Consider the following 25,467-nt stretch of genomic DNA (forward strand, 5'->3'; position numbering starts at 1 on the left):
TGATGATCGTGAGCACGACCATCGGATTGCCGTTTACATTTCATGCCTATATTATATATAAAAATGACTTTACTTTGTGAAAACTTAGTACAAGCAGTAGCGGACAAGGATATTTTGCAATCCGTGTATCGGCCGTTATCAAGGTAATACCTTCAGTAACTGCTTGCGCCAAAAGCAATCGGTCAAAAGGGTCTTTATGGATATTTGGCAAGGACTCAATCGATGCAACATGTTCGATAAGAATAGCTATTTCGATATAGCCGTCATCCAATAAACCACGCCAAAATAGTCTCGGTTCAATTTTAAAGTCTTCACGGCCTAAGCCGTTTTTAATAACTATTTGATAACCATTTCCCACAAACTAGCCATGCTAAAAAACAGTCCATTTTCCGCTTCACCCATCAACTGTTTCGCTTTAATAGGCAAAAACCGCGAGCCTTGAGCCGCCCAAAGCAACAAGTGGGTATCCACAAGAAACTTCACTGCGCACCATCAAATAGATGGGTAATAACCTCTTCGCCCATGCGGTCAAAGTCGTCTGGCACACGGATTTTATCTTCCATAAAACCAAAGCGTTTAATTTTTACAGGCTCCGGCGCATCAATGGCGATCACTTTGACCAAGGGTTTGCCTGCTTTGGCAATAATAAAAGGCTCTCCGCCACAGGCTTTATCCACCAATTTTGACAGGTGCGTTTTGGCGGTATGAATGTTGTAACTTTGCATAACGGCTTGCTTGACTAGATTTAACAGACTTGGTCTATTTTGCACCTACAGTCTGCGCAACCGCTTTTCGCCAGATGCGCCGCTTTACCACATTAAATCATCCGGTATTTGATAGGCGGCATAGGGGTCACCTTCTTCAGGGGCGGCTCCAGAAGGCTGGTTTAGTAGTATGACGCGGCCTTTATCGCGCTCGACGATTTTGAGTGCGGCTTCTCTTGGGATGATTTCGTAACTGCCGCCGTTGCGGACGATGGCGAGCTGGCCGCGGCTGAGTTTGTCGCGCACGGCGGGGTTTACTGCAATGCGTTTGACTTTTTTATGGTCAACAAAGTTGTAGTAATCGTCGCCGGTTAATTTGGGCAGGCGGCTGTGTTCTATCAGTTGTTTGATTTGCGCCGCTTGTGCTTTTTGCTGGGCTTTTTCTTGTTGTATACGATTTAACTCCAAATCACGCGCGGCTTTTTCGGCTTGTGCTTGTTTGGCGGCGGCGTTTTTTTCAAAAACCTCTTGCTGGCCTTTTTCGACCAGGTGTTTTTGTTTTTTTTGCTGTTTTTCAGCTTGTTTGGCCTGTTTTTGATTAACCAGACCGGCCTTTAATAATTGCTCACGCAGGGATAATGCCATGTTTTTACCTTAAATTTCAGTAGAGTGTTTTTCTTGGCTCTTGGCCTTAAGCCAGAGCCTTTGCAAAGTATCCAGTGAGTATCTTTTAGCGGGTTCACTGTGGGTTAAGTGTTTTTCAATAAAGCCAAAGCGGCGCTTGAATTTATCATTGGCACTATGCAGTGCACTTTCGCTATTGAGCTGTAAGTGTCTTGCGAGATTGACCAAGGTAAATAACAGATCGCCTAATTCTTCAGCTTGATTGGCGCGGTCGTTTTTATCGATGGCTTCTCGCAGTTCGGCCAGTTCTTCAAAGACTTTATCTAGCACAGCCCCACTATCTGGCCAGTCAAAGCCAAGATTTGCCGCCTGTTGTTGCAGGCGTTCGGCGGTTTTAAAACTATCTACCCTATCCACCGCGCTGCCTTCTCGCTTCGATGATATTGGGAAGCTGGGCAATGCGCGAAAGCAACCTGCCGAGCGCATCAAGACTGGGTACTTCCAGCGTCAACGCCATAGTGGCGGTGCCGTCGCTGCTGCTGGTTTGGGTGTTTAAGCCCAGCACGTTGATTTTTTCATTCAGCAGGATTTGGCTGATGTCGCGTATCAGCCCGGTGCGGTCAAAGGCGCGTATCAGAATATCGACCGGCCAAGTTTTTGCCGGTGCCCGCCCCCAATCCACCGCGATAATGCGCTGCGGCTCGCGTTCGGCCAGTTGCAAAAGCTCCGGGCAGTCTTGGCGGTGGATGCTGACCCCGCGCCCTTGGGTGATATAGCCGATGATGGCGTCGCCAGGCAGTGACTGGCAGCAACCGGCCATTTGCGTCAATAAATTACCAACGCCTTCGATATGGATGTCACTTTCGCGGATGTTTTTGGCGGGCGCGGCTTTCTTGCTGCCGAGCAGTTCCAGCTGCGCCGTGCGGCGCGGTTCCAGCAGTTGCTGGGCAAGAGTTAACAGATGATTAAGGCGCAAATCACCTGCACCTAAGGCTGCAAATAAATCCTCGGCGGTTTTTAGATTGGCTTTACCGGCGAGTTTGTCCCAATCCGGTTTGGGTAGCGCCAGACGCACCAGTTCACGTTCCAACAAGGCTTTACCGGCGGCAACATTTTGTTCGCGTGCTTGTAATTTAAACCAGTGGACGATTTTGGCACGGGCGCGCGCGGTCGCCACATAGCCGAGGTTGGGATTAAGCCAGTCTCGGCTGGGCGTGCCTTGTTTGGTGGTGATGATTTCCACCTGCTCGCCGGTTTGCAGGCAGTAGTTAAGCGGCACGATGCGTCCGCCGACTTTTGCGCCACGACAACGGTGGCCGATTTCGGTATGCACGCGGTAGGCAAAATCGAGCGGCGTTGCCCCTTGTGGCAGGTCGATGGCGTGTCCGTTGGGAGTAAATACATAGACACGGTCTTGCTCAATATCGAGTCGAAGTTGCCCGGCCAGTCCGCCGATGTCACCCAGTTCCTCATGCCATTCAATGACTTGGCGCAGCCAGGCCATTTTTTCTTCGTAATGGCTCAGCGCGGCGCTTTTGACATCGGTGCCTTTGTAGCGCCAGTGGGCGCATACGCCAAGTTCTGCTTCTTCGTGCATGGCGTGGGTGCGCACCTGCACTTCCAGCACTTTACCTTGCGGGCCGATCACTGCTGTGTGCAATGAGCGGTAGCCGTTTTCCTTGGGGCTGGTGATGTAGTCGTCAAACTCGCGCGGAATGTGCCGCCACAGCCCATGCACTATGCCAAGGGCGCTGTAGCAGTCGCTCACCTCTGGCACCAGCACGCGCAGTGCACGCACGTCATAAATCTGGCTGAACGGCAGTCCTTTGCGCTGCATTTTTCGCCAAATCGAATAAATATGCTTGGCGCGTCCGCTGATATGCGCCTTGATGCCGACCGCTTCCAGCGCCGCGCTCAGCTCTGCCATGACCGCCTTGATAAAACCTTCTCGGTCGAGCCGCCTTTCATCCAATAATCTTGCGATTTTTTTGTATTGCAGCGGCTCCAGATAGCGAAACGACAGGTCTTCCAGTTCCCATTTAAGCTGGCCTATCCCTAGCCGATGGGCGAGTGGCGCGTAAATGTCGAACACTTCCCGCGCTACGCGCTGGCAGCGCTCTTCGCTGGCTTCTTTGAGCGAACGGATGGCGACGGTGCGTTCGGCGAGCTTGATCAGCGCCACACGCACGTCATCGACCATCGCCACCAGCATTTTGCGCAGCGTATCGACTTGCGACTCCGCGCCCGGCACGGCAGGGCCTTGCGGATTGATACTGGTGCTAATCGCCGCCATGCGCAGTACGCCTTCAACCAGCTTGGTCACTACCGCGCCAAAGCACTGCTGCACTTCATCCAAACGGGCTTTGCCCTCGCGTACCGCGCGGTAGACCAAGGCCGCCATCAGCGAGTCGTCATCCAGCTTGAGGTCGGCGAGGATTTCGGCAATTTCAAGGCCGGTCTGAAAACACGAGCTGTGCTCGCCCCAGCCGCTTTGAGTTTGACCCTTTCTGCCATCGGCCTGCTGCGCAAAGGCGCAAGCCTTTTCCAGCGCTGCGCGGGAAGCGTTGGGCGCGAGCGTCTGCAACTGCCCCAGCCAGCTTTCCAAGTTAATGCTGCCGTCGGTATTGGCCGGCTGCTGTGCGCGAACCTGAACCATTAAAACCGTCCAACCCCGCTATGGTTTTCCCCTAGCCCGCTGGAAAGAAAGACGAGGGAGCGAGCGCAGATACTGTTTGATGTCATTTTCTTTTTCTCCCTTCCCTCTCCCTCCAGTGGGAGGGGAGTAAAAGTGTGCAAGCTCAATCAGTGACTAAATCTCGCCGCCTTTGACCGCGCGCTCCCCTACCCTGCCTTGCTTAAGCATGATTTGGTAAGCCTTGCCGTCTTTTTCTACCTGCTCCAGGCGCACCAGTAAAAAGTCCCAGTTTTTGGCGAACCACAGGCGCGTTTGTCGGCTGTTTTCGCCTTCCTCGCGCACGCGCTCGACCTTAATCGCGGCAATCGACCCTACTTCGGTTTTTACCTGCTCTTCGCCCAGCACACGAAAACTTAAAGTTTCTATTTCGTCGCCATCGATAATCGGATAACTCATGGTTTTTTTGCCCGCCGCAACGTCTTGTTGCAGCGCGATTTGGTAGGTTGACTTATCCAGCACGCCTTTCACTAAAGACAACGCAACCGACTTGCCACGATGACTGCCGCTGATTTGCTTTTTTGTCCAATCAAAGGACAACCGGGTTTCGCGGGTTTTACCCAAAGCACTGCGGTTAAAGTCGTAATTGAGCGGAACGGGCTGCCCGTTTTGCAGGCGAAATTGGCTGCTTTCGTTGATGGATGCAATCAGCATGGAAGCGGAAAATTCCAGTTGCCACAGGCCGTTTTCATCTTTAACCAATGAACGGCTGGCGCTGCCACCTATTGGCATTTGGCTGGCATCGGCGGTATAGCTCGCCGAAAACGGCTGTAATTCAGCGGCCCAAGCGCCGCCCTGTAATAAAAGTAATAAAAAAGCTAAAACAACCACCATCGAGCGCATCAGCAATCCCTTTCTTAAGCGTTACAGTACACGGCCTTGTGGCGGCAAAACTTCGCCATCGAGCAGCACTTGCTGCCCATCCAACTTAAGACGGCCTTCAGCAAACCAGCGGACGACTTGCGGGTAAATGCGATGTTCTTGCCGCAAAACCCGTGCCGCCAAAACTTCGGCCGTATCACCGGCTTCAACGGGCACTTTAGCCTGTGCAATCAGCGGGCCGCCGTCCAAGGCTTCACTGACAAAATGCACCGAACAGCCGTGTTCACTATCACCCGCCTCCAATACCCGCTGATGGGTATGCAGCCCCTTGTAAGCGGGCAGCAACGATGGATGGATATTGAGCAAACGACCTTGGTAATGACGGACAAAATCCGCCGTCAGCACACGCATAAAACCGGCGAGTACCAACAAATCCGGCGAGTGGTTATCGATACGACCACGCAGAGCGTTTTCAAAGGTTTCGCGCTCAGCAAAGGCGCTGTGGTCTACCCATTCATTGGCAATGCCAGCGACCCTGGCGCGTTCAAGACCGCCTGCATCCCGACGATTAGCCAGCACGGCGACAATTTGCGCCGGACTTTGCGGCTTTTGGCAGTCATCCATCAGCGCCTGTAAATTGCTGCCATTGCCTGAAATCAGCACCACCACACGGCAAGTCATCATTAGCTCCCGAAGCCATCGAGCAACACTTGTTCGCCGCCCTGCGCCTTTTCAATCCTGCCTAAAATCCAAGGCTGCTCGCCGCTTTGACGCAGATGGTCAAGGGCGATTGGTGCCTTATCGGCCGCCACACAAATCACCATACCCAGGCCACAGTTGAGCACGCGGTACATTTCCCGCGCATCAATATTGCCCTGCTCTTGCAGCCAATCGAACAGCGCCGGACGTTGCCAACTGGCCAAATCAATCCGCGCACAAACGCCATCCGGCAGCACGCGCGGCAGGTTATCCAAAATGCCGCCACCGGTAATATGCGCCATTGCCTTGACCGCGCCGCTTTCGCGTATCAGTTTAAGCAGCGGTTTGGCGTAGATGCGTGTGGGTTCGAGCAATAAATCCGCCAGCGACTTGCCGCCAATTTGCGTGTGCTCAAGGTTGCAATTAACACGTTCGAGGATTTTGCGAATCAGCGAATAGCCGTTGGAGTGCGCACCGGACGACGGCAACGCCAGCAGCACATCCCCGGCTGCGACCGTGCTGCCGTCGATAATGTGCTCTTTTTCCACCACGCCCACGCAGAAACCGGCCAAATCGTAATCATCGGCCTGATACATGCCGGGCATTTCGGCGGTTTCCCCGCCCACCAGCGCACAACCGGCCAATTCGCAGCCCTTGCCGATACCGGCAATCACCCGCGCGGCAACCTCTACATCGAGCTTGCCGCTGGCGTAATAATCGAGGAAAAAGAGAGGCTCCGCGCCGCAAACAATCAGGTCATTGATGCACATGGCGACCAAATCCTGACCAATGCCATCGTGCCGATTCAGTTGCAATGCAAGGCGCAGTTTGGTGCCCACGCCATCGGTGCCGGAAACCAGCACCGGCTTTTTATAGCCTGGTGGAATTTCACAAAGCGCCGCAAAACCGCCCAGGCTGCCCAAAACCTCAGCCCTTGCCGTGCGTTTGGCTACGCCCTTAATCCGCTCAACCAGCGCCTCACCCGCGTCAATATCGACACCGGCATCTTTATAACTGATGGAACTATTGGCAGAGGGCGTACTCATGGACCTTCTCAAAGCGGCAAAGAAAGTGCGCAATTTTAGCAGATAGCATCGCGGCGACTTACAAAAAGCGTTACCGATAAAAATCGGCAAAAACGCCCTTGCAAAATCGGCTTTCACTTAATAGGCTGTTAAGTCATACGCACAACAACCTGTAATGCGGGCATGAATAACGATAACAGCAACCAATTGCAGCCAGTTAACGACAACACCAGCGACGCACAGCGCCTGCTCGCCGCCTCCAGCCGGATTAAGCGTTTTCGTGAAGCCAGACGCATGAGCCTGCGCGTACTCGGCGAAAAAAGCGGCACTAGCGCCAGTTTTATCAGTCAACTGGAACGCGGCCTGTGCGGTGCCAACGCCAGCACGCTGATTCGCATAGCCGATGCGCTTTCCATCCGTTTTTCCGACCTGTTCGAGCAAGTCGCACCCAGCTTGCACCGCGTATTAACCCCCGATAAACGCCCGCTACTGCCGACCGCCAGCGGCTGCCGCAAAATGCTGCTATCGCAACGCCCAATTCACGAAATAGAAGTCTATATCGGCGAATTTGAACCGGGCGGCTCTACCGGCGAGCAGCCCTACACCCACGGACAGGCGCATGAAATGCTGCTAGTACTGTCCGGCGAGATTGAACACTGGCTAGGTGATGAGCACTTTTATCTTAAAACCGGCGACTGCATGGAATACTCCACGGCAACCGCCCACAAAACCGCCAACACCAGCCAAGCCCGCGCCGAAGTCCTCTGGATTATCGCCCCGCCGACCAGCGCGGCAGCAGAACTTGACCACTACCGCCCAGCGCTCTAACAACAAGGGAAAAACCCATGAACCTCATCAGCAAAACAATAATCACCACACTCAGCACAATAGCGCTGACAAGCACCGCCTTGGCACAGGACAAACCCATTGCAGGGGAAGTCGCCCAAGGCTCATTAACAGGCAAAACGCTAACCTTCGCCGGTTACGGCGGCCTGCAACAAGACGCACAACAAGCCGCACTCCAAGGCTTTGCTGAAACATCCGGCGCTCGGCTGTTATTTGACGGACCGGTTGAAATTGCCAAAATCCAGGCACAGGTTAACTCCGGCAATATCCATTGGGATGTGGTCAGCACCGCCGATTTAATGCCGTGGGTTTATTGCGGCAAACTGTTCCAAAAACTTGATTACAGCAAAATTGATACTTCAAAGCATAGCGGCGAAGTCTATCCCTGTGGCGTGCCCGGTAATAACTATGCTTCGCTACTGATGTATAAAAATTCAAGCTACCCCAATAATCCGCCGAAAAATTGGCAGGATTTTTTTGATACCGAAAACTTCCCCGGCATTCGCGCCATTGACGGTACCGGCGAGCCTTCCGGCATGTTAATTGAACAAGCCATTATTGCCGCCGGTGGTTCGGTTCAAAACATGACCATTGCCGATATTGATTTGGGTATCAATAAAATCCGTGAACTTGGCGCAGATACCATCTTCTGGAAAACCGGCAACGAAGCCCAGCAACTGGTCGAAGCCGGTGAAGTCGATATGCTGATGATATGGGGTGGCCGCGCCATGAGTGCAACACGCAATGGCGCGGATTACACCCCGGTTTGGCAAGACTGGTTTATGGGTATGGATCAACTGGTTATTCCTATCGGTGCCAAAGACCCGGACGCATCCCATGCACTGATTAACTATTGGCTGGGTAAACAACCCAATGAAATCTATACGCAAATTATGGGACATACGCCTGTCAATAAAGACGCACAGCCCAAAGTGGATGAAATTACCGCCGCCTTTATGATGACCAGTGAACAACGCCAGCGCCAGCGTTATCATTGGAATACGGCCTTTTGGGTAGAACACTTTGAAGTATCCGCTGAAAAATGGGCAGAGCTTTTAGTGGGATATTAAACAATAAAAGGACTATCGACATGTTAAATAAAATAATAACTGGCTGTTTGTTTACCACGGCATTGCTGAGCGCACACTGTATTCAAGCTTCCCCGGTTGCCGGTGAAACTGCCGCGGGTTCACTTAAAGACAAAACCCTGACCTTTGCCTCCTACGGCGGTATTTATCAATCCGGTCAAATGAACGCACTAAAAGCCTTTGCTGAACAATCCGGCGTGCGCCTGATAGGTGATGGGCCGGTAGAACTTGCCAAGATTGCCGCGCAAGTAAAATCCGGCAATATCACTTGGGATGTCGTGATTACCCCGGACTTTCCAGCCTATGTGCATTGCGGCACACTGTTTGAAAAACTCGATTTCAATAAAATCGACATCAGCCATTTGCCCTCACCGGAACAAGTCGGCCCGTGCAGTGTGCCGGGCAATAATTACGGCAATATCCTGATGTACAAAACCAGCCGCTACAAAGATAACCCACCGAAAAACTGGCAGGACTTTTTTGACACTAAAAACTTCCCCGGCATTCGTGCTTTGGACGGCAACGGCGATCCGGTCGGTGGCATTATTGAACAAGCCATACTGGCCGCCGGAGGCTCGGTTAAAAACATGACCGCCGCCGATATTAAGTTGGGATTAAATAAAATCCGCAGTTTAGGGACAGATACCATCTTTTGGAAAACCGGAGCTGAATCCCAGCAACTGGCCGAATCCGGTGAAGTGGATATGCTGATGATGTGGACCGGGCGCACCATGACCGCCATTAAAAATGGCGCGGACTTCACCCCAGTCTGGCAAGACTGGCTAATTGCCATGGATCAGCTTGCCATTCCGCTTGGCGTTAAAGACAGCGAAGCCGCACACGCATTGATTAACGCCTATCTTGGCAAAAACGCACAGGAAGTTTTTAGTGAAGAAACGTCCTACACGCCTTTACATGATGAGGCCAAACCCAAGGTCGATAGCTTGACCGCCTCTTTTATGACGCATAATCCCGAACGACTCAAACAAGGCTATCAACAAAATATCGCCTTTTGGGTTAAGCATTTTGACAATGCAGCCCAGCAATGGGCAGAACTGTTAAGTGGCTACTAAATAAGGAAAGAAAATGAACAAAACAATCACAGCAACGCTTATGAGCACTTTGCTGATGACATCAGCACTTGCGCAGCAACCCGTCGCCGGAACAGTAGCCCCAGGCTCACTTAAAGGCAAAACCCTAACCTTTACGTCTTACGGCGGTATTTTCCAGGACGGACAGCTTGCCGCACTCAAAGGCTTTGTCGAACAATCCGGCGTACGCTTGTTATCCGACGGCCCTACAGAACTGGCCAAGCTACAAGCGCAAATCAACTCCAAAAATGTCACTTGGGATGTGGTTGATACCGGCGACCTTGCCCCTTATGTACACTGCGGCACACTGTTTCAAAAACTGGATTTATCCAAACTCGATACCTCCCATATTCCAGCCGGACAAGTTGGGCCGTGCAGTGTACCGGCCATGAACTACGCACTGATGTTTCTTTATAAAAATAACACCTACAAAAACAATCCACCCAAAGATTGGCGGGATTTTTTCGATACCAAAAAATTTCCCGGCGTTCGTGGTATTGAAAACAGCGGCGAGCCGGTCGGCTCTTTAATAGAACAAGCCATACTGGCCGCCGGTGGTTCGGCGCAAAATTTAACCCCTGCCGATATTGCCGTAGGCATTAATAAAATTCGTAGCTTAGGGCCAGATACCATCTTCTGGAAAACCGGTGCCGAGTCGCAGCAACTGGCCGAATCCGGCGAAGCCGACATGATCATGATGTGGAGTGGCCGCGCGATGGCCGCCGTTAAAAACGGCGCAGACTATACCCCGGTATGGCAAGACTGGCTGGTTGTAATGGACCAAATGACTATCCCGGTCGGCGTAAAAGACCCCGACGCGGCTTATGCGCTGCTTAATTACTATCTCGGCAAAGAAGCTCAAGAAATCATGGCCGAACAAACCTCCTACAGCCCCATTCATACCGATGCCAAACCCAAGGTCGATGAAATAACCGCCGCTTTTATGACCAATACCCCAGAGCGTATCGCACAAAGCTATCAATGGAATGTTCAGTTCTGGGCAGACAATTACCCATTGGCCGCTGAACAATGGACGGAATTGGTTTCCGGGCATTAACCGTAAATAACATAAGTTTTGGGGGAAAATAACAGCAGTACATAATCCAAATTATTGTGCACGTTTTCGTAGGGAGAAAATAACAATGGCAGCAAGTAGCGAAAAAAGCACGGGGCATAAAACAACAAAGCACAGTGACCGTGCGCTTGTTATCGAAGCGCGCTCCATTGATTATGTACCGCTGTCCGAACGTCATGGCAGGCTGCTTGACCAAGTAACCATTTGGTTTCCCGGTGGTGCGCAATTGCTAAGCCTTGCTACCGGTGCCATTGGCATCGGTTTGGGGCTTAACCTTGCGTGGACTTTAATCGGCCTTTTAATAGGCACCATTCTTGGCACATTGCCCTGCGCCGCCCATGCCACTCAAGGGCCTACCCTTGGTTTGCCACAAATGGTGCAAAGCAGGCCGCAATTTGGCCGTCTTGGTGCACTGTTTATCTGGCTGATGGCGATAATGGTTTATTGGGGCTATATCGTCTTGGGCGTTAATTTATTGGGTGCTACTGCCGAACATTTACAATTGGCGAGTTTTACCCCATCAGGCATTATTGTCGGTTTTCTTTGCATAGTGCTCGCGGCTTTTGGTTATCGCTGGCTGCACGCCGCGCAGCGTTATACCGCGATAATCATGTTGGTCATCCTCGCCATTTTTGCATTGGGCATTGTTTTTATCAGTGGACTTCCCGCAGAACAAATCCAGCTTTCAGGCACCTTTATTTTTACCCCGTTTTTGATGGTGGTCGTTGCTTCCTTGGCCTATCAACTGACTTGGGCATTTTTTGTATCCGACTATTCCAGATATATGCCAGCGGATACCAGCAGCAAATCCATTATATTTTGCACAGCCTCTGGTTTAGGCGTTGGCGTATTTTCCTATATGGCGGTAGGCGCAGTAGGTGCGGCGCTTTTCCCGCAGCAAGATATTTTAACGGCGCTACACAACTCCGGTGATTTAATTATTTCAGGCTTTGGTGCATTTCTATTGATAGGCGGTGCTATTGGGCTTTTAACATTAAGCGCCATGTGTGTTTATGGCGGCGCTTTAACCCTGATAACCGCGGCAGACAGCATTACCACTTTGTCATTGACACGCGCCCTGCGCATCAAAGCCGTGCTTGCCATTGGCATTAGCGCGACCATTGCCGGAGTGCTGCTGCCCAATGATTTTATCGAAACCACCTTTTATACCGTACTTACCGTGCTCGCCTACTTAATGGGACCTTGGACATCGGTCAACCTGGTTGATTATTTTATTGTACGCAAAGGCCGTTATTCAGTGATGGAAATCTTTAATCCAAACGGCATGTATGGCAATTGGAATTGGCGCGGCATAATGGCTTATCTGATTGCCTTTATCTCGATGCTGCCATTTATGTATTTACCTTTCTGGCAAGGACCCGTCGCGCAGTATCTTGACGGCATCGATTTTGCTTTCTTTGTTGGCATTCCAGTCGGTGCAATCGCTTACTGGATTTTCTGCCGCAGCCTTGATTTAAAAGCCGAGCTGGCATTGATTGCAAGCGCAGACAAAAATTTGGAAAGCAGTACCCAATAAACTAAAAAGCAAACAACAAGAGGAAAATACCATGTCACTTTCAGCGGAACTGTCCAAACTATCTGGCATGCTTTATTTAGGCGGACAGTATTTAAAATCAGAGGCCACAGTACATCTTGATGTCATTGATCCAGCCACCGAAGACAGGATTGGCGAAATTGCCGATACGCCAGAGACGGAAATCGAGCAAGTCATTACGCTTGCCAATTTAGCGCAAAAAACATGGCATGCCAAAGATTCGCGCAGCCGCGCAACTCTGCTACATGAAATTGCCGCACGTATCCGACGGGACAAAACCCTTTATGCTTGGTTTATTACCCGTGAAGAAGGTAAACCTTTTAAAGAATCGGTCGATGAAGTTTCCTGGTGCGCAACTGCACTGGATTACTATGCTGAAATTGCACGTCATGAAGCGGGGAAAATAGCAGGCAGCACAGTGCCCGGACAATTTCATTTTATGGTCAAAGAACCCTTGGGCACTGTGGTGATTATTCTGCCGTTTAATTTCCCGCTGGTACTACTCTGTTGGGAATTAGCCGCAGCAATAGCCGCAGGTAATTCGGTTATTGTCAAACCGCATGAACAAACCAGCATCACTACGCTTAAATTTATGGAAGTATTGGCCGATCTTCCGGATGGATTAGTGCAGGTTGTTACCGGCGGACCGCGAGTAGCTCAGCATTTGGTTAAAAGTAAAGATACCCACTGCGTGGCTTATACCGGCTCAATACCCATTGCCCAGGAGATTATGAAATCCTGCGCCGAGCGTTTAAAACCTGCACTTATCGAAGCATCCGGCAACGACCCTTTTATTATTATGCCTTCAGCTCCGCTGGATATTGCTGTGCGTGGAGCCGCTTTTGCGGCTTACCTTAACTGCGGTCAAGTATGCACCGCCGCCGAACGATTTTATGTGCATGAAAGCATTCATGATGAATTTGTCAATCGCTTACTGCTAGAAACTGAAAAATTGCGCATAGGCAACGGACTGCACAATGTGGATATTGGCCCAATGGCAACCAACAGGCAGCGCGAACGTTTTGAGGCATTGCTTGCCCGCGCCAAAGCACAAGGCGCTACTTTTATTTGCGGTGGCAAGCGCCCAACCGAACCCAAACAAGGCTGGTTTGTACAGCCGACGATATTAACGGATGTTGCCGCGGACAGCGAAATTATTACCCATGAAGCCTTCGGTCCGGTTGCGCCTATCTGCCGCGTTAAAAATTTTGATGAAGCGCTGGAACTTGCCAATAACAGTGAGTTTGGCCTTGGTGCCAATCTATATTCCTGTGATATGCAAGAAACCATGCAAGCCGTTTCCGCCATCCAATCCGGTATTCTGTGGATTAACGCGCCACTGCTTGATAATGATGCCCTGCCCTTTGGCGGTCGCAAACTTTCCGGCATTGGCAGGCAATTGGGCGCAGAAGGATTGGCGCAATTTCAAACTGCAAAATTTGTTATGCTCGACCCTGGTGCATCATCACAGGATTTTTGGTGGTTCCCTTATAGCCAAACAGAAAGCTATGACCCAACAAAAATCAAGTAGCTTTTATTGTTCAGATAAAATGAATAAATTACCTATGCCCGCTATTGAAAAACCACAATCCCCGTTATCCGCCTGGCTGCGTATTATTTATAGCTCGCCTTGGCTTGCAGTATTGCCCGCACTGTTGCTTTTGGCCGCTGTGCTTGGCTGGCCTTTATTAACCTTGCTGATACGCAGTTTTGCCGAGCCGCACTGGGGATTGCAAAATTATCAGTGGTTTTTTAATGCCAAGGTCAATCTTGCTGTGCTTTCACGCACTTTTAGTATTTCCGCCTGGGTTGCGTTAATTTGTGTACTCGCCGCTTATCCTTATGCCTGGATGATGACGGCAGTCAGCTCGCGCATGCGGCTTGTATTGATTCTTTGTGTGCTTATTCCCTTTTGGGTAAGCGGTGTGGTACGCACTTTAGCTTGGGTGATTTTATTGCAGGATTCGGGGGTTATCAACTCGCTATTACGCGCCAGCGGGTTTGCTTCAATAAAGCTTATCCGCACACAACTGGGTGTTGTGATTGGCATGGCGCAAATATTATTGCCCTTTATGATTTTGCCGCTGTATTCGGTAATGCGCGGCATTGATTTGCGTTTGGTGCAAGCCGCGCGCAGTTTGGGTGCGCCGCCGTGGAAGGCTTTTTTACAAGTGTATTTACCGCTGTCACTGCCCGGGGTTTATGCCGGGGTTATTTTGGTTTTCATTCTCTCGCTGGGTTTTTATATTACTCCGGCATTATTGGGCGGGCCGCGCAGTACCATGTTATCGACCTTGATACAAACCCAAGTGCTGTCACTGCTTAATTGGGGGCGTGGCGGTGCAATGGGTGCGGTATTGTTGGTCGCTACCTTTATTTTGCTCGCACTGGTTGCGCCTTTAATGCGCCAGCGACACAAGCAAGTGGCGAGGGATTAAACATGTCGCGCAGCACACGGGTTTTTCTTGGTCTATTTTGTTTACTGCTGATTATTTGGCTGCTCGCGCCCACTTTGGTGGTGTTGCCGATGTCTTTTAATGAGAAAAAATCCCTGGCCTTTCCGCCATCCGGTTTTTCTTGGCAGTGGTATATCAACTTTTTTTCCAATCCACAGTGGCTGGACAGCTTTTTTAATTCGCTGAAAGTGGCGCTGCTGACGGCAATCACCGCGACCCTTATGGGTACATTGGCGGCATTTGCCATTGACCGTATGCGCGGCAAAACGGGCGGGATTTTACGCGCTATTTTATTAACACCAATGATAGTGCCAGGCGTGGTATTGGCAATTGGTATTTATGCGGTTTATCTCGACCGGCAATTGGTAGGTACTTTACCAGGGTTTGTTCTGGCACACAGCATGCTCGCCATTCCTTTTGTATTGATTGCCGTATCTGCCAGCCTTGAAGTATTCGACAAACGTTTGCTGACAGCGGCGCAAAGTCTTGGTGCGAGTCGTTTGCGTGCTTTTTTTACCATTACATTGCCGCTGATTTTACCTGGCTTGTTGTCTGCTCTGTTATTTGCTTTTGTGACTTCATTCGATGAAATTATCGTTGCTCTGTTTATTACCAGCCCTTATCTAAAAACGCTGCCGGTGCAGATATTTACCAGTCTCTCGCGTGATGCTGACCCTACGGTTGCGGCAGTAGGCTCCATGCTATTTATTTTGACGACGTTATTAATTAGCGCCGGTCTGTTACTGGGCATAAAGAGGAAACGATAATTGATGACTGAAACCCATCGCGGCGCGGCTATTGCCATTAGCCAAACCAGTAAACGTTACGCCGATTTTGTTGCATTGGATGCTATCGACCTTGATATTAAAGCGGGCGAATTTATGACGCTGCTCGGCCCGTCCGGTTCGGGCAAAACCACCACTTTAAATCTCATTGCCGGTTTTACCGAACCGGATGGCGGCAGATTAACCATTGGCGGGCAAAATGTATTGGGACTACCCGCCCATAAACGGGGTATTGGCGTGGTGTTTCAACACTATGCGCTGTTTCCGCATATGACAGTCGCTCGCAATGTCGCCTATCCATTAAAACTGCGCAGCATGCGCAAAAGCGAGCGTGAAAGCCGTGTGGCGCGGGCGCTTGCGATGGTCAAAATGACTGACTTTGCCCATCGCTACCCCAGCGAATTATCCGGCGGCCAACAACAGCGTGTGGCACTCGCCCGCGCCTTGGTCTTTGACCCGCCATTGCTGCTCATGGATGAGCCGCTCGGTGCACTGGATAAAAAACTGCGCGAGTGGCTGCAACTGGAGATTAAACGTATCCACCGCGAACTGGGTACGACCTTTGTTTATGTCACTCACGACCAAGAAGAAGCGCTGGTATTGTCTGACCGTATTGCGGTGTTTAATCAAGGCCGTATTGAACAGATTGGCACGGGTCGTGAACTCTATGAGACACCAAAAACCTTGTTTGTCGGGCGTTTTATGGGTGAATCCAGCGTACTGCGCGGCGCTTTTAGCGTAGCCAATGGTAAAACCACGCTAAGCATTGGCGAGCAGCAAGTTACTGTTCCCGGCGTGCTGGCAGGCAAGCAAAAGCCGGTATTACTGCTCAGACCGGAAAAACTGCGCCTTTTACATCGGCATGAAACCGCACCGGCAAACTGCAATGTGCTCGATGGACAGATTGTCGAATGCATCTATTTAGGCTCCGGCGCTAAATATGAAGTACGGCTAAAAGACGACAGCATCGCCATTGTGCGCAGCAGCGAAGAAGGCGACTTTGCACGTGGTGACAAGGTACAAATCGCCTTTGCCGCCGAAGACGCGCGGCTGCTCGCTGATGACGAACGTGCCGAAATGACCTTGACCTGAGGAATACCCTATGCCCATAGCCGCTAAAACCAATGGTGATGTTTCGTTCTGGTACGCCGACTATGGTGGTTTGCCTGCTTATCGCGCTCCTTTGGCTAAAGATGAGACAGCGGATGTGTGTATTGTTGGCGCGGGATTTACCGGGCTGTGGACAGCTTATTACCTGAAAAAAGCCAATCCGCAATTGCGCATTGTGGTACTGGAAAAAGAATTTGCCGGATTTGGCGCATCCGGTCGCAATGGCGGCTGGCTGTCCGGCGGCTTTGAATGGTCGCGCGAGCGTTATCTGAAAAATGCCTCGCGCGACAAGGTCATTGCCTTGCAGCAAGCCATGGCGGTGACGGTCGATGAAGTGATTGCCGTATGCGAAGCCGAGGGCATTGATGCCGATATTTTGCGCGTGGATAACCTGATGCTTGCCACCAACCCCGCGCAGCTTAGCCGCGCCAAGAGCGAATACGACAAGCTGCTGGCTTGGGATACGCCGCCCGAGCAGCTCTGTTGGCTTGATGCCGAGCAAATGCGTGAACGTATCGCCATTGACAAGGTGCAAGGTGGTTTTGCCCGCCAAGGCAAGGCACGGGTGCAGCCGGCCAAGCTGGTACGCGGCTTGGCCGAAGCGGTCCTGCGCCTTGGCGTATTCATTTACGAACAAACGCCAGTCATCGCTATCGATAAAGGCCGCGTCAGCACGACGCGCGGCACAGTGCAGGCCGAGGCCATTATCCGCGCGACCGAAGGCTTTACTGCGGGTCTTCGCGGGCATAAACGTCTGTGGTTGCCGATGAACAGCGCCATTATCGTCACCGAACCCTTGCCGGATGCGCTCTGGCAGGAGATTGGCTGGCAAGGCTGCGAGCTGCTCGGTGATATGGCGCACGCCTACTGCTACGCGCAGCGCACCCGCGAAGGGCGGATTGCGATGGGCGGGCGCGGCGTGCCTTACCGTTTTGGCTCGCGTACTGATGATGGCGGAAAGACGCAACAGGCGACCATCGACCAATTGCACGCCATTTTGACCAAGCTGCTGCCGCAGACGAATCGGCTCAAAATTGACCATGCCTGGTGCGGCGTGTTGGGCGTGCCGCGTGACTGGTGCACCTCGGTCGGTTTTGACCGGCAAAGCGGTATCGGCTGGGCGGGCGGCTATGTAGGCTTGGGTGTTTCTACCTCTAACCTTGCCGGACGCACGCTCTGCGATTTAGTGTTGCGCCGTGATACCGAGCTTGCGCGTATGCCTTGGGTGGATCGCCAAGTGCGCAAGTGGGAGCCGGAACCGCTGCGCTGGCTGGGCGTGCATTCGATGTATCAGCTTTACCGCTGGGCCGATCAACGCGAACAGGCGCAAGTGATTCAGCAAACCTCTAAACTCGCGGCTTTGGCCAATCGATTGACCGGGCGCTAGGGCAGCTTTTCGATACCCTCCCCTCTCCCACAAGTGTGAGTGGAGAGAAGTGACCAGTATTGTTTTTCTCCAATAAAAAGCCCCGCACTAAGCGGGGCTTTTTTACAGCAGGGGCGTGGATTACATCATACCGCCCATGCCGCCCATTCCACCCATGTCGGGCATGGCAGGCGCGGCGGCTTTGTCTTCCGGTGCGTCGGCAATCATGGCTTCGGTAGTAATCATCAGACCACCGATGGAAGCTGCCGCTTGCAGCGCGGAGCGGGTGACTTTGGCCGGATCCAAAATACCCATGGCAATCATGTCGCCGTATTCGCCGGTTGCCGCGTTAAAGCCAAAGTTGCCGGAGCCTTGTTTGACTTTATCGACCACGACCGAAGGCTCGTCGCCTGCGTTGGCCACAATCTGGCGCAGCGGCGCTTCAACAGCGCGGCGCAGCAGGGTGATGCCTACGTTTTGCTCGGCGTTGTCACCTTTGAGGTCAGCAATGGCTTGCAGCGCACGAATCAGCGCCACACCGCCGCCAGGCACTACGCCTTCTTCTACCGCAGCACGGGTGGCGTGCAGGGCATCTTCAACGCGGGCTTTTTTCTCTTTCATCTCGACTTCGGTCGCCGCACCGACTTTGATAACGGCAACACCGCCGGCGAGTTTCGCCAGACGCTCTTGCAGTTTTTCGCGGTCGTAGTCGGAGGTGGTTTCCTCAATCTGCGCACGGATTTGCTTAACACGCGCTTCGATGTCTTCCTGCTTGCCAGCACCGTCGATGATGGTGGAGTTTTCTTTGCTCAGCACCACGCGCTTGGCGTTACCCAAGTGCTCAAGGGTTGCACCTTCGAGCGACAGGCCCACTTCTTCAGAAATCACCGTACCGCCGGTTAAGGTTGCGATGTCTTGCAGCATGGCTTTACGACGGTCGCCAAAGCCCGGGGCTTTGACCGCAGCGATTTTGACGATACCGCGCATGTTGTTGACCACCAAGGTTGCCAGCGCTTCGCCTTCTACGTCTTCAGCAATCAAGAGCAGCGGGCGACCGGCTTTAGCAACGGCTTCCAGCACGGGCAGCAGTTCGCGGATGTTGGAGACTTTTTTGTCTACCAGCAAGATGGCCGGATTGTCCAGCTCAGCCACCATGGTGTCCGGCTTGTTGATGAAGTAGGGGGAGAGATAACCGCGGTCGAACTGCATGCCTTCTACTACGGACAGTTCGTTGTCGAGGCCGGAACCTTCTTCAACGGTAATCACGCCTTCTTTGCCGACTTTTTCCATCGCCTCGGCAATGATTTGGCCGATGGAATCATCCGAGTTGGCGGAAATGGTGCCGACCTGGGTGATGGCTTTGCTGTCCGCGCAAGGACGGGACAGTTCTTTAAGCTGGGCAACGATGGCAACGGTCGCTTTATCGATACCGCGTTTCAAGTCCATCGGGTTCATGCCAGCGGCCACGGCTTTCAAGCCTTCGCCGACAATGGCTTGCGCCAGCACGGTTGCGGTGGTGGTGCCGTCACCGGCAGCATCGTTGGCTTTGGAGGCCACATCTTTAACGAGCTGTGCGCCCATGTTTTCGAACTTGTCTTTAAGTTCGATTTCTTTGGCGACGGTCACGCCGTCTTTGGTGATGTTCGGTGCGCCGAAGGATTTATCCAGCACCACATTGCGGCCTTTCGGGCCCAGGGTCGCTTTAACGGCATCGGCCAGTACGTTGACACCAACCAGCATTTTGCGGCGAGCGGAATCGCCAAATTTGACTTCTTTAGCAGCCATGTCTTATTTCCTTAAAAAGGGGTGGAAAAAATCAGCCTTCGATAACGGCGAGCAGTTCGCTCTCGCCCATTACCAGCAGTTCTTCATCGTCAACTTTGATGGTGTTGCTGCCCGAGTAAGGGCCAAACACGACCTTGTCACCGACCTTGACGGCCAGCGGGCGCACTTCGCCGTTGTCCAGCACTTTACCGGTGCCGACAGCAACGACTTCGCCACGGTTTGGTTTTTCGGCAGCGCTGCCCGGCAGCACAATGCCACCGGCGGTTTTGGTTTCTTCTTCGCTGCGACGAATGACGACGCGGTCATGCAGAGGACGAAGCTTCATTGTCGATCTCTCCTGATTTTTTAAGTGGTGAGTTGCCGAGCTGAGTCGGCGGATGAAAAAATTTTCTGCCCAAACGGGAACAGACCCTAAGGTAGAGGCTAGATAGGGCTGGCTTTGGCTATTTCAAGGGCGACTTTAAAAAATCTTTTCGTCAGGCGCCGCAAGCGGCAGCTTGTCGGAGGCGACCTCTTCAAATTCGCCTTCAATAATCTGGCTCGCCGCGGGTTGCCGCGCAAAGCGAGCCAGCAGCAGGCGACGCACCGCAGGCAGCAGGCAGGCAAGCCCCAGGCAATCGCTGATAAAACCGGGCAGCATCAATAAAATGCTGCCTGCACCCATCAATAAACCATCGCTCATCAACGCAAGCGGCGATTGCCCGCGTGACAGCAGCCCGCGCATCTGCTCAATTACCGCGCGTCCCAAGCGGCGCAGCAACAGGCTAGCCAGCAGCGCTTTAGCCAGCAGAAAAAACAAACAAAACCAAACGCCAAGCCAGGCGGCAAAACGTATTAACAGGAAGAGTTCCAGCAGGGAAAACAGCAGAAACGGCAAAAAAATACGCATAATGGCAACCCGCTTAAATCAAACCGCCAGCATAGCGCGTTGCCTTGTTAAGGGATAAGCCTTTGAGCGAAAGCCAATTAAACGAACGCCATTTGCGCCTGTACGCAGCGCTTGCGCAAATTCCGCCAGGCTGCGTGATGAGCTACGGGGAACTCGCTCAGCAAGCCGGTCTTGGCCGCGCCGCGCGGTGGGTCGGGCGGGTTTTGGCACAGTTGCCGGATGACAGCCGCCTGCCTTGGCACCGCATATTGCGTGCAGACGGCAGGCTCGGTTTGCCAGCCGACAGCCCGTCTGCCCGCAAGCAATGTGAACGGCTGCGCAGTGAAGGCGTACTGGTCGAAAACGGCCGGGTAAAAGGGTTTAAACAAGACGCCCCCTAGGCCAGATGATAAAGTGCGCCGCCAAACCGACTTGTCCTTTAAACAAAAGGATTGCCTGTCCTGATGATTCAACAAAGCTGGCGAGAAGCCTTCGCCGTTTATACCCGTCCGGCGGCGCTTGCCCTGTTGTTGTTGGGTTTTGCCGCTGGCTTGCCCTATATGCTGGTATTTTCCACGCTTTCCGTTTGGCTGCGTGAAGCCGGGGTTGCGCTGGATACCATCGGCTATGCCAGCCTGATTGGCCTTTCTTACGCCTTTAAATGGACTTGGGCACCCATTCTCGACCAATGGCGCTTGCCGCTGCTGGGAAGACTGGGGCGCAGACGCTCTTGGCTGTTTCTCTCGCAACTGCTGTTGGTGATAGGGCTTATCGGCATGGCGCTGTTCAATCCCCAGCAACATTTGGCGCTATTGATTGCTTTTGCCGTGCTGGTGGCTTTTGCTTCGGCCACCCAGGATATTGCCGTTGATGCCTATCGGCTGGAAATTGCAGATAGCAGCCAGCAGGCCGCCTTGGCCGCCACTTATCAAACCGGTTATCGCCTTGCCACATTGCTGGCCTCGGCGGGCGCGTTGTATTTTGCTGGATGGTTCGGCGGCGACCCACACATCTACAGTTTTGCCGGTTGGAGCAGCACTTATCTGCTGTTTGCGTTATTGATGCTGGCGACCTTGGCCGGCAGCCTGTGGCTGCGCGAGCCGCCGCTGCCTGCGCGAGCGCTGCAAACGGCGGATTTTGGCTTGGGCGAGCAGTTGGTTTCGGTGCTGATTTTGATTGTGCTGTTGATTTCCGTACCGGCGCTGCTGACCCAGTTGTATCACACCCAGTGGACGCTTTTATTGTTTGAAGGCGGTAGCTTGCTTGATTTACTGCAAGATGACCGCGCCTTTCTGCGCGCCCTGCTCTATTTGCTGTTGATCGGTCTGTGCCTGTCTAGCTACGGACGCGGCGCTCTTGTCCCGGTGCTAAGACCGGTTAATGACTTTGTCACCCGCTACCGCTGGCAGGCGCTGCTGCTGCTGGGGCTGATTGCGACTTATCGCCTGTCCGATGTGGTGTTGGGAACGATGGCCAATGTCTTTTATATCGACCAAGGCTTTAGCAAAGAGCAGATTGCCAGTGTCGGCAAAGTCTTTGGCTTGCTGATGACCTTACTTGGCGCGGGGATGGGCGGCTTGCTGGTAGCGCGTTTTGGTATTTTGCCGATTTTATTGATTGGCGGCGTCACTTCGGCGGCGACCAATCTGATGTTCCTCTGGCTGCTTGGAGCCGGTGTGCATATGCCGATGCTAATGCTTACCATCAGTTGCGATAACTTAAGCGCAGGTCTTGCTTCAGCCGCCTTTATCGCCTACCTGTCGAGCCTGACCAACCTTAAATTTTCCGCCAGCCAATACGCGCTGCTCAGCTCCATCATGCTGCTGCTGCCGAAACTGATAGGCGGCTACTCCGGCGCGATGGTAAAAAATTTAGGCTATGCGCCGTTCTTCCTGATCACCGCCGCACTGGGCATACCCACGCTGCTGTTAATCCTCTGGCAATGGCGCTGGCCGGTCAAAGCACCTGCCGAAGTTAACGCTTAAGATCTTGCCGCAGTTGCCGCAATGGCACCGTCGGCGTTTGCATAAATCATAAATCGCGCGAAGCGGCGCTGATTACCTTTCTCGCAGCGCCAATCCACCCACCACAAGGAATTGCAAGCCGATGTCTGACGATCACCTTCCCATAGGCAAAGCATTGCCAAACTGGCAGCCTCGCCTTGCGCCAAGCCCCATCGTGCTAAGCGGGCATTTCTGCCGTTTGGAGCCGCTGCATAGCCATCATGCCAATGCGCTGTTTGCCGCCTTTAACGAGGCCGAAGATGGGCGCGACTGGCTGTACCTTCCTGCCGGGCCGTTTGCCGATGCGGCCGCTTATCGTGACTATGTGCAACGCATTGCCGGAAAAAACGACCCGCTGCATTTTGCGGTGATTGACCTTGCCAGCCAGCAGCCGGTTGGCACTTTATCGCTGATGCGGCAAACGCCGGAGCATGGTGTGGTGGAAGTCGGCTTTGTGACCTTTTCGCCTAAGTTGCAACGCTCACCGCTGGCAACCGAGGCGCAATTTTTGCTGATGCGTTATGTGTTTGACGCGCTTGATTATCGGCGCTACGAATGGAAGTGCGACAGCCTCAATCAGCGCTCGATTAACGCGGCGCAGCGGCTGGGATTTATCCATGAAGGCTGCTTTCGCCAAGCGATGGTCTACAAAGGCAGAAACCGCGATACCGCTTGGTTTTCCATTATCGATGCCGACTGGCCGCTGATAAAAGCCGCTTTTGTGCAGTGGCTAAGTCCGCAGAACTTTGATCAAAACGGCCAGCAAATCCAGCGCTTGCAAGCCATCCGAGAACGTCTTTTAAAAGACGGCTCGTTGCCTTAATGGATTGGCCGGCTTGGGATTCTGTCAAGCGGTTTGATTTTGTTGCCAACGCCAAGCGTCGCGGCACATGGCCTCTATATCCAATTCGGTTTGCCAGCCTAGCCGTTGTTTTGCCAGGCGCGAATCGGCATAAACTTCAGCCACATCCCCGGCGCGGCGTGCGGTGATTTGATAAGGCACTGGCCGCCCAGTTACCCGCTCAAAGGTTTGCACCAGTTGCAATACACTAATGCCCGTGCCGGTGCCCAGATTAACGGTAAAGCCGGTTTTATTGCGCGTTAAGGCATCCAACGCATCGGCATGCGCCCGTGCCAAATCCATGACATGAATAAAATCGCGCACGCCGCTGCCGTCTACCGTCGGCCAATCACCACCAAATACCGAAAGTTTTTCGCGCACGCCCGCCGCTACTTGGCAGATATAAGGCATTAAATTATTGGGAATACCACTCGGCGCTTCACCCAATAAACCCGATGGATGTGCCCCGACTGGATTGAAATAACGCAAAATCGCCGGTTTTAATCCACTGCCGCTTACGGCAATATCACCCAGCATCTGTTCAATCACTAATTTGCTGCGACCATAAGGATTACTGACCGAAAGCGGCGCATCTTCTTTAACCGGCACTTTCTCAGGATGACCATAAACCGTTGCCGATGAACTAAAGACCAAGTGCTTTACCGCCGCCTTTTGCATCGCCTGCAATAGGTTCAAGCTGCCGCCAATATTGTTATCGAAATAATCCAGCGGTTGCTCGCAGGACTCGCCCACGGCTTTTAATCCAGCGAAATGAATCACCGCATCAAAGGTTTTCGTTTTAAATAACGCAAAAACCGCTTCACGCTCGCGTAAATCCACCTGACAAAAATCAAAATGCTGTCCGCTGATTTGATAAAGACGCTCAAGTACAGCAGGCGAACTATTACTGTAATTATCCAAAAGCACTAAATCATGCCCACGTTCAGCCAACACCAGCGCCGTATGACTGCCGATATAACCCGTCCCACCACAAACCAAAACGCGCATGGCACTGCTCTCAACGCCTAACAAAAGGGGCGTTATTATCCACTAAAAATCGTTCAACCGTCGTTGCATGTGGCAAAAATAAAGATTAGGCTGCGCTAAATTCCTGCAATGGAAGCGGCCATGAACCCAGTCAATTCCCCGCTACAAAAACACCCTGACGCCCTTCGCCGCGCGGGTTTGCGTCCGCTGCAAATCCGCGTGCCGGACAGCAGGCAGCAGGGAAAAGTCAAACACTGATACCCGCACGCGAACCTGATGCAATGGATTGGTTTTAGGAAAACCCTGACTGCAAAGAATATATTGACCCTATCAAACCGTTCCAGCAAATTGGCAAAGCGCGCAAGCAAGATGGGTATATTCCTGCTTCTTGATGCCACTTAAATTGAGACTCTAATAATGCTCAGCAAACTGACCGCTTTTTTAATTACTTCCGTTGCCCGTTTATTAACCGGGGCGCGGGCGCTTTGGCTGGGTTGCAGCGCCGTACCGGTACAGCGCATTTATTATGCCAATCACAGCAGCCACGGTGACTTTGTATTGCTTTGGGCTTGTTTGCCACAGCCTTTACAACAACGTACAAGACCGGTCGCTGGCAAAGATTACTGGCATCAATCCAAACTGCGCCGTTTTTTAATTGACCGGGTATTTAATGGTGTATTGGTAGAACGCAGCTCGCCCAGTGAGGATAAAAGCAATAAGCTACAACCCTTGTTGGATGCGCTTAATAATGGCGATTCATTGATTATCTTCCCGGAAGGCACGCGCAATTTAACGGAAGAGCCTTTATTGCCCTTTAAAAGCGGCATTTACCATCTGAGCGAAGCCTGTCCGCAGATTGAATTGGTGCCGGTATGGATTGCCAATCTAAGCCGCGTGATGCCCAAAGGGCGCGTGCTGCCGCTGCCTTTGCTCTGTACCTTAACCTTTGGCGAACCACTTGTACGTATTGAGGGCGAGGAAAAGCCCGCCTTTTTGCAACGGGCACGAAACGCATTGTTGGCACTTTCCGAGCAGGAGGCATAAG

General features: G+C 52.4%; 27 protein-coding genes. 15 read left to right on the forward strand and 12 right to left on the reverse strand.

Going from position 1 to position 25,467, the window contains the following annotated elements; all coding sequences use genetic code 11:
• Positions 1-46 precede the first annotated feature (46 nt).
• The 8 genes from AXE65_RS08235 to purM form a co-directional block, all read right to left on the reverse strand.
• On the reverse strand, positions 47-358 hold the full coding sequence (locus AXE65_RS08235) for a type II toxin-antitoxin system VapC family toxin (RefSeq protein WP_204376541.1): 312 nt from the start codon (positions 356-358) through the stop codon (positions 47-49).
• A gap of 121 nt (positions 359-479) precedes the next feature.
• Positions 480-725, reverse strand: a complete 246-nt coding sequence (locus AXE65_RS08240; protein WP_068390741.1) for a type II toxin-antitoxin system Phd/YefM family antitoxin — start codon at positions 723-725, stop codon at positions 480-482.
• A gap of 84 nt (positions 726-809) precedes the next feature.
• Entirely contained in the window at positions 810-1,349 is a 540-nt protein-coding gene (locus AXE65_RS08245; protein WP_068390744.1) for a DUF2058 domain-containing protein, read from the reverse strand.
• Positions 1,350-1,358: 9 nt separating this feature from the next.
• Positions 1,359-1,745 carry a MazG nucleotide pyrophosphohydrolase domain-containing protein gene (locus tag AXE65_RS08250; protein ID WP_068390749.1) on the reverse strand — a complete coding sequence of 129 codons (387 nt, stop codon included), beginning with the start codon at positions 1,743-1,745 and terminating at the stop codon, positions 1,359-1,361.
• Positions 1,738-3,984: a GTP diphosphokinase gene (gene relA, locus AXE65_RS08255; protein ID WP_068390751.1), complete on the reverse strand. Its 2,247-nt coding sequence runs from the start codon at positions 3,982-3,984 to the stop codon at positions 1,738-1,740. Before relA ends, AXE65_RS08250 begins: the two co-directional genes overlap by 8 nt.
• A 153-nt stretch (positions 3,985-4,137) precedes the next feature.
• Entirely contained in the window at positions 4,138-4,866 is a 729-nt protein-coding gene (locus tag AXE65_RS08260) for a DUF3108 domain-containing protein (RefSeq protein WP_068390954.1), read from the reverse strand.
• Between the two features lie 18 nt (positions 4,867-4,884).
• Positions 4,885-5,523 carry a phosphoribosylglycinamide formyltransferase gene (gene purN, locus AXE65_RS08265; protein ID WP_068390753.1) on the reverse strand — a complete coding sequence of 213 codons (639 nt, stop codon included), beginning with the start codon at positions 5,521-5,523 and terminating at the stop codon, positions 4,885-4,887.
• A gap of 2 nt (positions 5,524-5,525) precedes the next feature.
• Positions 5,526-6,587 (reverse strand): phosphoribosylformylglycinamidine cyclo-ligase, encoded by a 1,062-nt coding sequence (purM, locus tag AXE65_RS08270; protein ID WP_068390956.1) that lies wholly within the window; start codon positions 6,585-6,587, stop codon positions 5,526-5,528.
• A gap of 162 nt (positions 6,588-6,749) precedes the next feature.
• Between purM and AXE65_RS08275 the strand changes: the two genes are divergently transcribed.
• The 10 genes from AXE65_RS08275 (at position 6,750) to AXE65_RS08320 (ending at position 17,959) form a co-directional block, all read left to right on the forward strand.
• On the forward strand, positions 6,750-7,394 hold the full coding sequence (locus AXE65_RS08275; protein WP_068390755.1) for a helix-turn-helix domain-containing protein: 645 nt from the start codon (positions 6,750-6,752) through the stop codon (positions 7,392-7,394).
• A 17-nt stretch (positions 7,395-7,411) separates the two neighbouring features.
• A complete protein-coding gene (locus AXE65_RS08280; RefSeq protein ID WP_068390757.1) occupies positions 7,412-8,482 on the forward strand; it encodes an extracellular solute-binding protein in 1,071 nt (356 codons plus the stop codon).
• Between the two features lie 20 nt (positions 8,483-8,502).
• Positions 8,503-9,573: an extracellular solute-binding protein gene (locus tag AXE65_RS08285; protein ID WP_068390759.1), complete on the forward strand. Its 1,071-nt coding sequence runs from the start codon at positions 8,503-8,505 to the stop codon at positions 9,571-9,573.
• A gap of 13 nt (positions 9,574-9,586) precedes the next feature.
• A complete protein-coding gene (locus AXE65_RS08290; RefSeq protein WP_079214105.1) occupies positions 9,587-10,648 on the forward strand; it encodes an extracellular solute-binding protein in 1,062 nt (353 codons plus the stop codon).
• 85 nt (positions 10,649-10,733) lie between these two features.
• Positions 10,734-12,203, forward strand: coding sequence for a purine-cytosine permease family protein (locus tag AXE65_RS08295; RefSeq protein WP_068390765.1), 1,470 nt, complete (start codon positions 10,734-10,736; stop codon positions 12,201-12,203).
• 31 nt (positions 12,204-12,234) lie between these two features.
• A complete protein-coding gene (locus tag AXE65_RS08300; protein ID WP_068390958.1) occupies positions 12,235-13,752 on the forward strand; it encodes an aldehyde dehydrogenase family protein in 1,518 nt (505 codons plus the stop codon).
• A 19-nt stretch (positions 13,753-13,771) separates the two neighbouring features.
• Positions 13,772-14,659, forward strand: coding sequence for an ABC transporter permease (locus AXE65_RS08305; protein ID WP_153015427.1), 888 nt, complete (start codon positions 13,772-13,774; stop codon positions 14,657-14,659).
• Positions 14,660-14,661: 2 nt separating this feature from the next.
• Entirely contained in the window at positions 14,662-15,444 is a 783-nt protein-coding gene (locus tag AXE65_RS08310; RefSeq protein WP_068390774.1) for an ABC transporter permease, read from the forward strand.
• A gap of 3 nt (positions 15,445-15,447) precedes the next feature.
• Complete coding sequence (locus AXE65_RS08315; RefSeq protein WP_153015428.1) at positions 15,448-16,554, forward strand: ABC transporter ATP-binding protein; 1,107 nt, start codon at positions 15,448-15,450, stop codon at positions 16,552-16,554.
• A 10-nt stretch (positions 16,555-16,564) separates the two neighbouring features.
• Complete coding sequence (locus AXE65_RS08320; RefSeq protein ID WP_068390778.1) at positions 16,565-17,959, forward strand: NAD(P)/FAD-dependent oxidoreductase; 1,395 nt, start codon at positions 16,565-16,567, stop codon at positions 17,957-17,959.
• Positions 17,960-18,079: 120 nt separating this feature from the next.
• Here AXE65_RS08320 and groL read toward each other — a convergent pair whose 3' ends face one another.
• The 3 genes from groL to AXE65_RS08335 all read right to left on the reverse strand — a co-directional run bounded on the left by groL (position 18,080) and on the right by AXE65_RS08335 (position 20,612).
• Entirely contained in the window at positions 18,080-19,723 is a 1,644-nt protein-coding gene (groL, locus tag AXE65_RS08325; protein WP_068390780.1) for a chaperonin GroEL, read from the reverse strand.
• Between the two features lie 31 nt (positions 19,724-19,754).
• On the reverse strand, positions 19,755-20,048 hold the full coding sequence (locus tag AXE65_RS08330; protein ID WP_068390782.1) for a co-chaperone GroES: 294 nt from the start codon (positions 20,046-20,048) through the stop codon (positions 19,755-19,757).
• Between the two features lie 135 nt (positions 20,049-20,183).
• The gene (locus AXE65_RS08335) at positions 20,184-20,612 is read right to left on the reverse strand and encodes an FxsA family protein (protein WP_068390785.1); all 429 of its coding nucleotides are present in this window, start codon (positions 20,610-20,612) and stop codon (positions 20,184-20,186) included.
• A 62-nt stretch (positions 20,613-20,674) separates the two neighbouring features.
• Between AXE65_RS08335 and AXE65_RS08340 the strand changes: the two genes are divergently transcribed.
• From AXE65_RS08340 to AXE65_RS08350, 3 genes are all read left to right on the forward strand, one after another.
• Positions 20,675-20,992 carry an MGMT family protein gene (locus tag AXE65_RS08340; protein WP_239685054.1) on the forward strand — a complete coding sequence of 106 codons (318 nt, stop codon included), beginning with the start codon at positions 20,675-20,677 and terminating at the stop codon, positions 20,990-20,992.
• A gap of 63 nt (positions 20,993-21,055) precedes the next feature.
• Positions 21,056-22,576 carry an AmpG family muropeptide MFS transporter gene (locus tag AXE65_RS08345; RefSeq protein ID WP_068390788.1) on the forward strand — a complete coding sequence of 507 codons (1,521 nt, stop codon included), beginning with the start codon at positions 21,056-21,058 and terminating at the stop codon, positions 22,574-22,576.
• Between the two features lie 121 nt (positions 22,577-22,697).
• Positions 22,698-23,417 carry a GNAT family N-acetyltransferase gene (locus tag AXE65_RS08350; protein WP_068390793.1) on the forward strand — a complete coding sequence of 240 codons (720 nt, stop codon included), beginning with the start codon at positions 22,698-22,700 and terminating at the stop codon, positions 23,415-23,417.
• A gap of 24 nt (positions 23,418-23,441) precedes the next feature.
• On the opposite strand, the gene galE is transcribed toward AXE65_RS08350, so the two are convergent.
• Entirely contained in the window at positions 23,442-24,443 is a 1,002-nt protein-coding gene (gene galE / locus AXE65_RS08355; RefSeq protein ID WP_068390796.1) for a UDP-glucose 4-epimerase GalE, read from the reverse strand.
• Between the two features lie 120 nt (positions 24,444-24,563).
• Between galE and AXE65_RS13350 the strand changes: the two genes are divergently transcribed.
• Together AXE65_RS13350 and AXE65_RS08360 are read left to right on the forward strand one after the other, a co-directional pair.
• Entirely contained in the window at positions 24,564-24,680 is a 117-nt protein-coding gene (locus AXE65_RS13350) for an antitoxin MazE-like protein (protein WP_153015429.1), read from the forward strand.
• 159 nt (positions 24,681-24,839) lie between these two features.
• Complete coding sequence (locus tag AXE65_RS08360) at positions 24,840-25,466, forward strand: lysophospholipid acyltransferase family protein (protein WP_068390799.1); 627 nt, start codon at positions 24,840-24,842, stop codon at positions 25,464-25,466.
• The last annotated feature ends 1 nt before the right edge of the window (position 25,467 follow it).

The sequence above is a fragment of the Ventosimonas gracilis genome, assembly GCF_001580025.1.
GTDB lineage: Bacteria > Pseudomonadota > Gammaproteobacteria > Pseudomonadales > Pseudomonadaceae > Ventosimonas > Ventosimonas gracilis.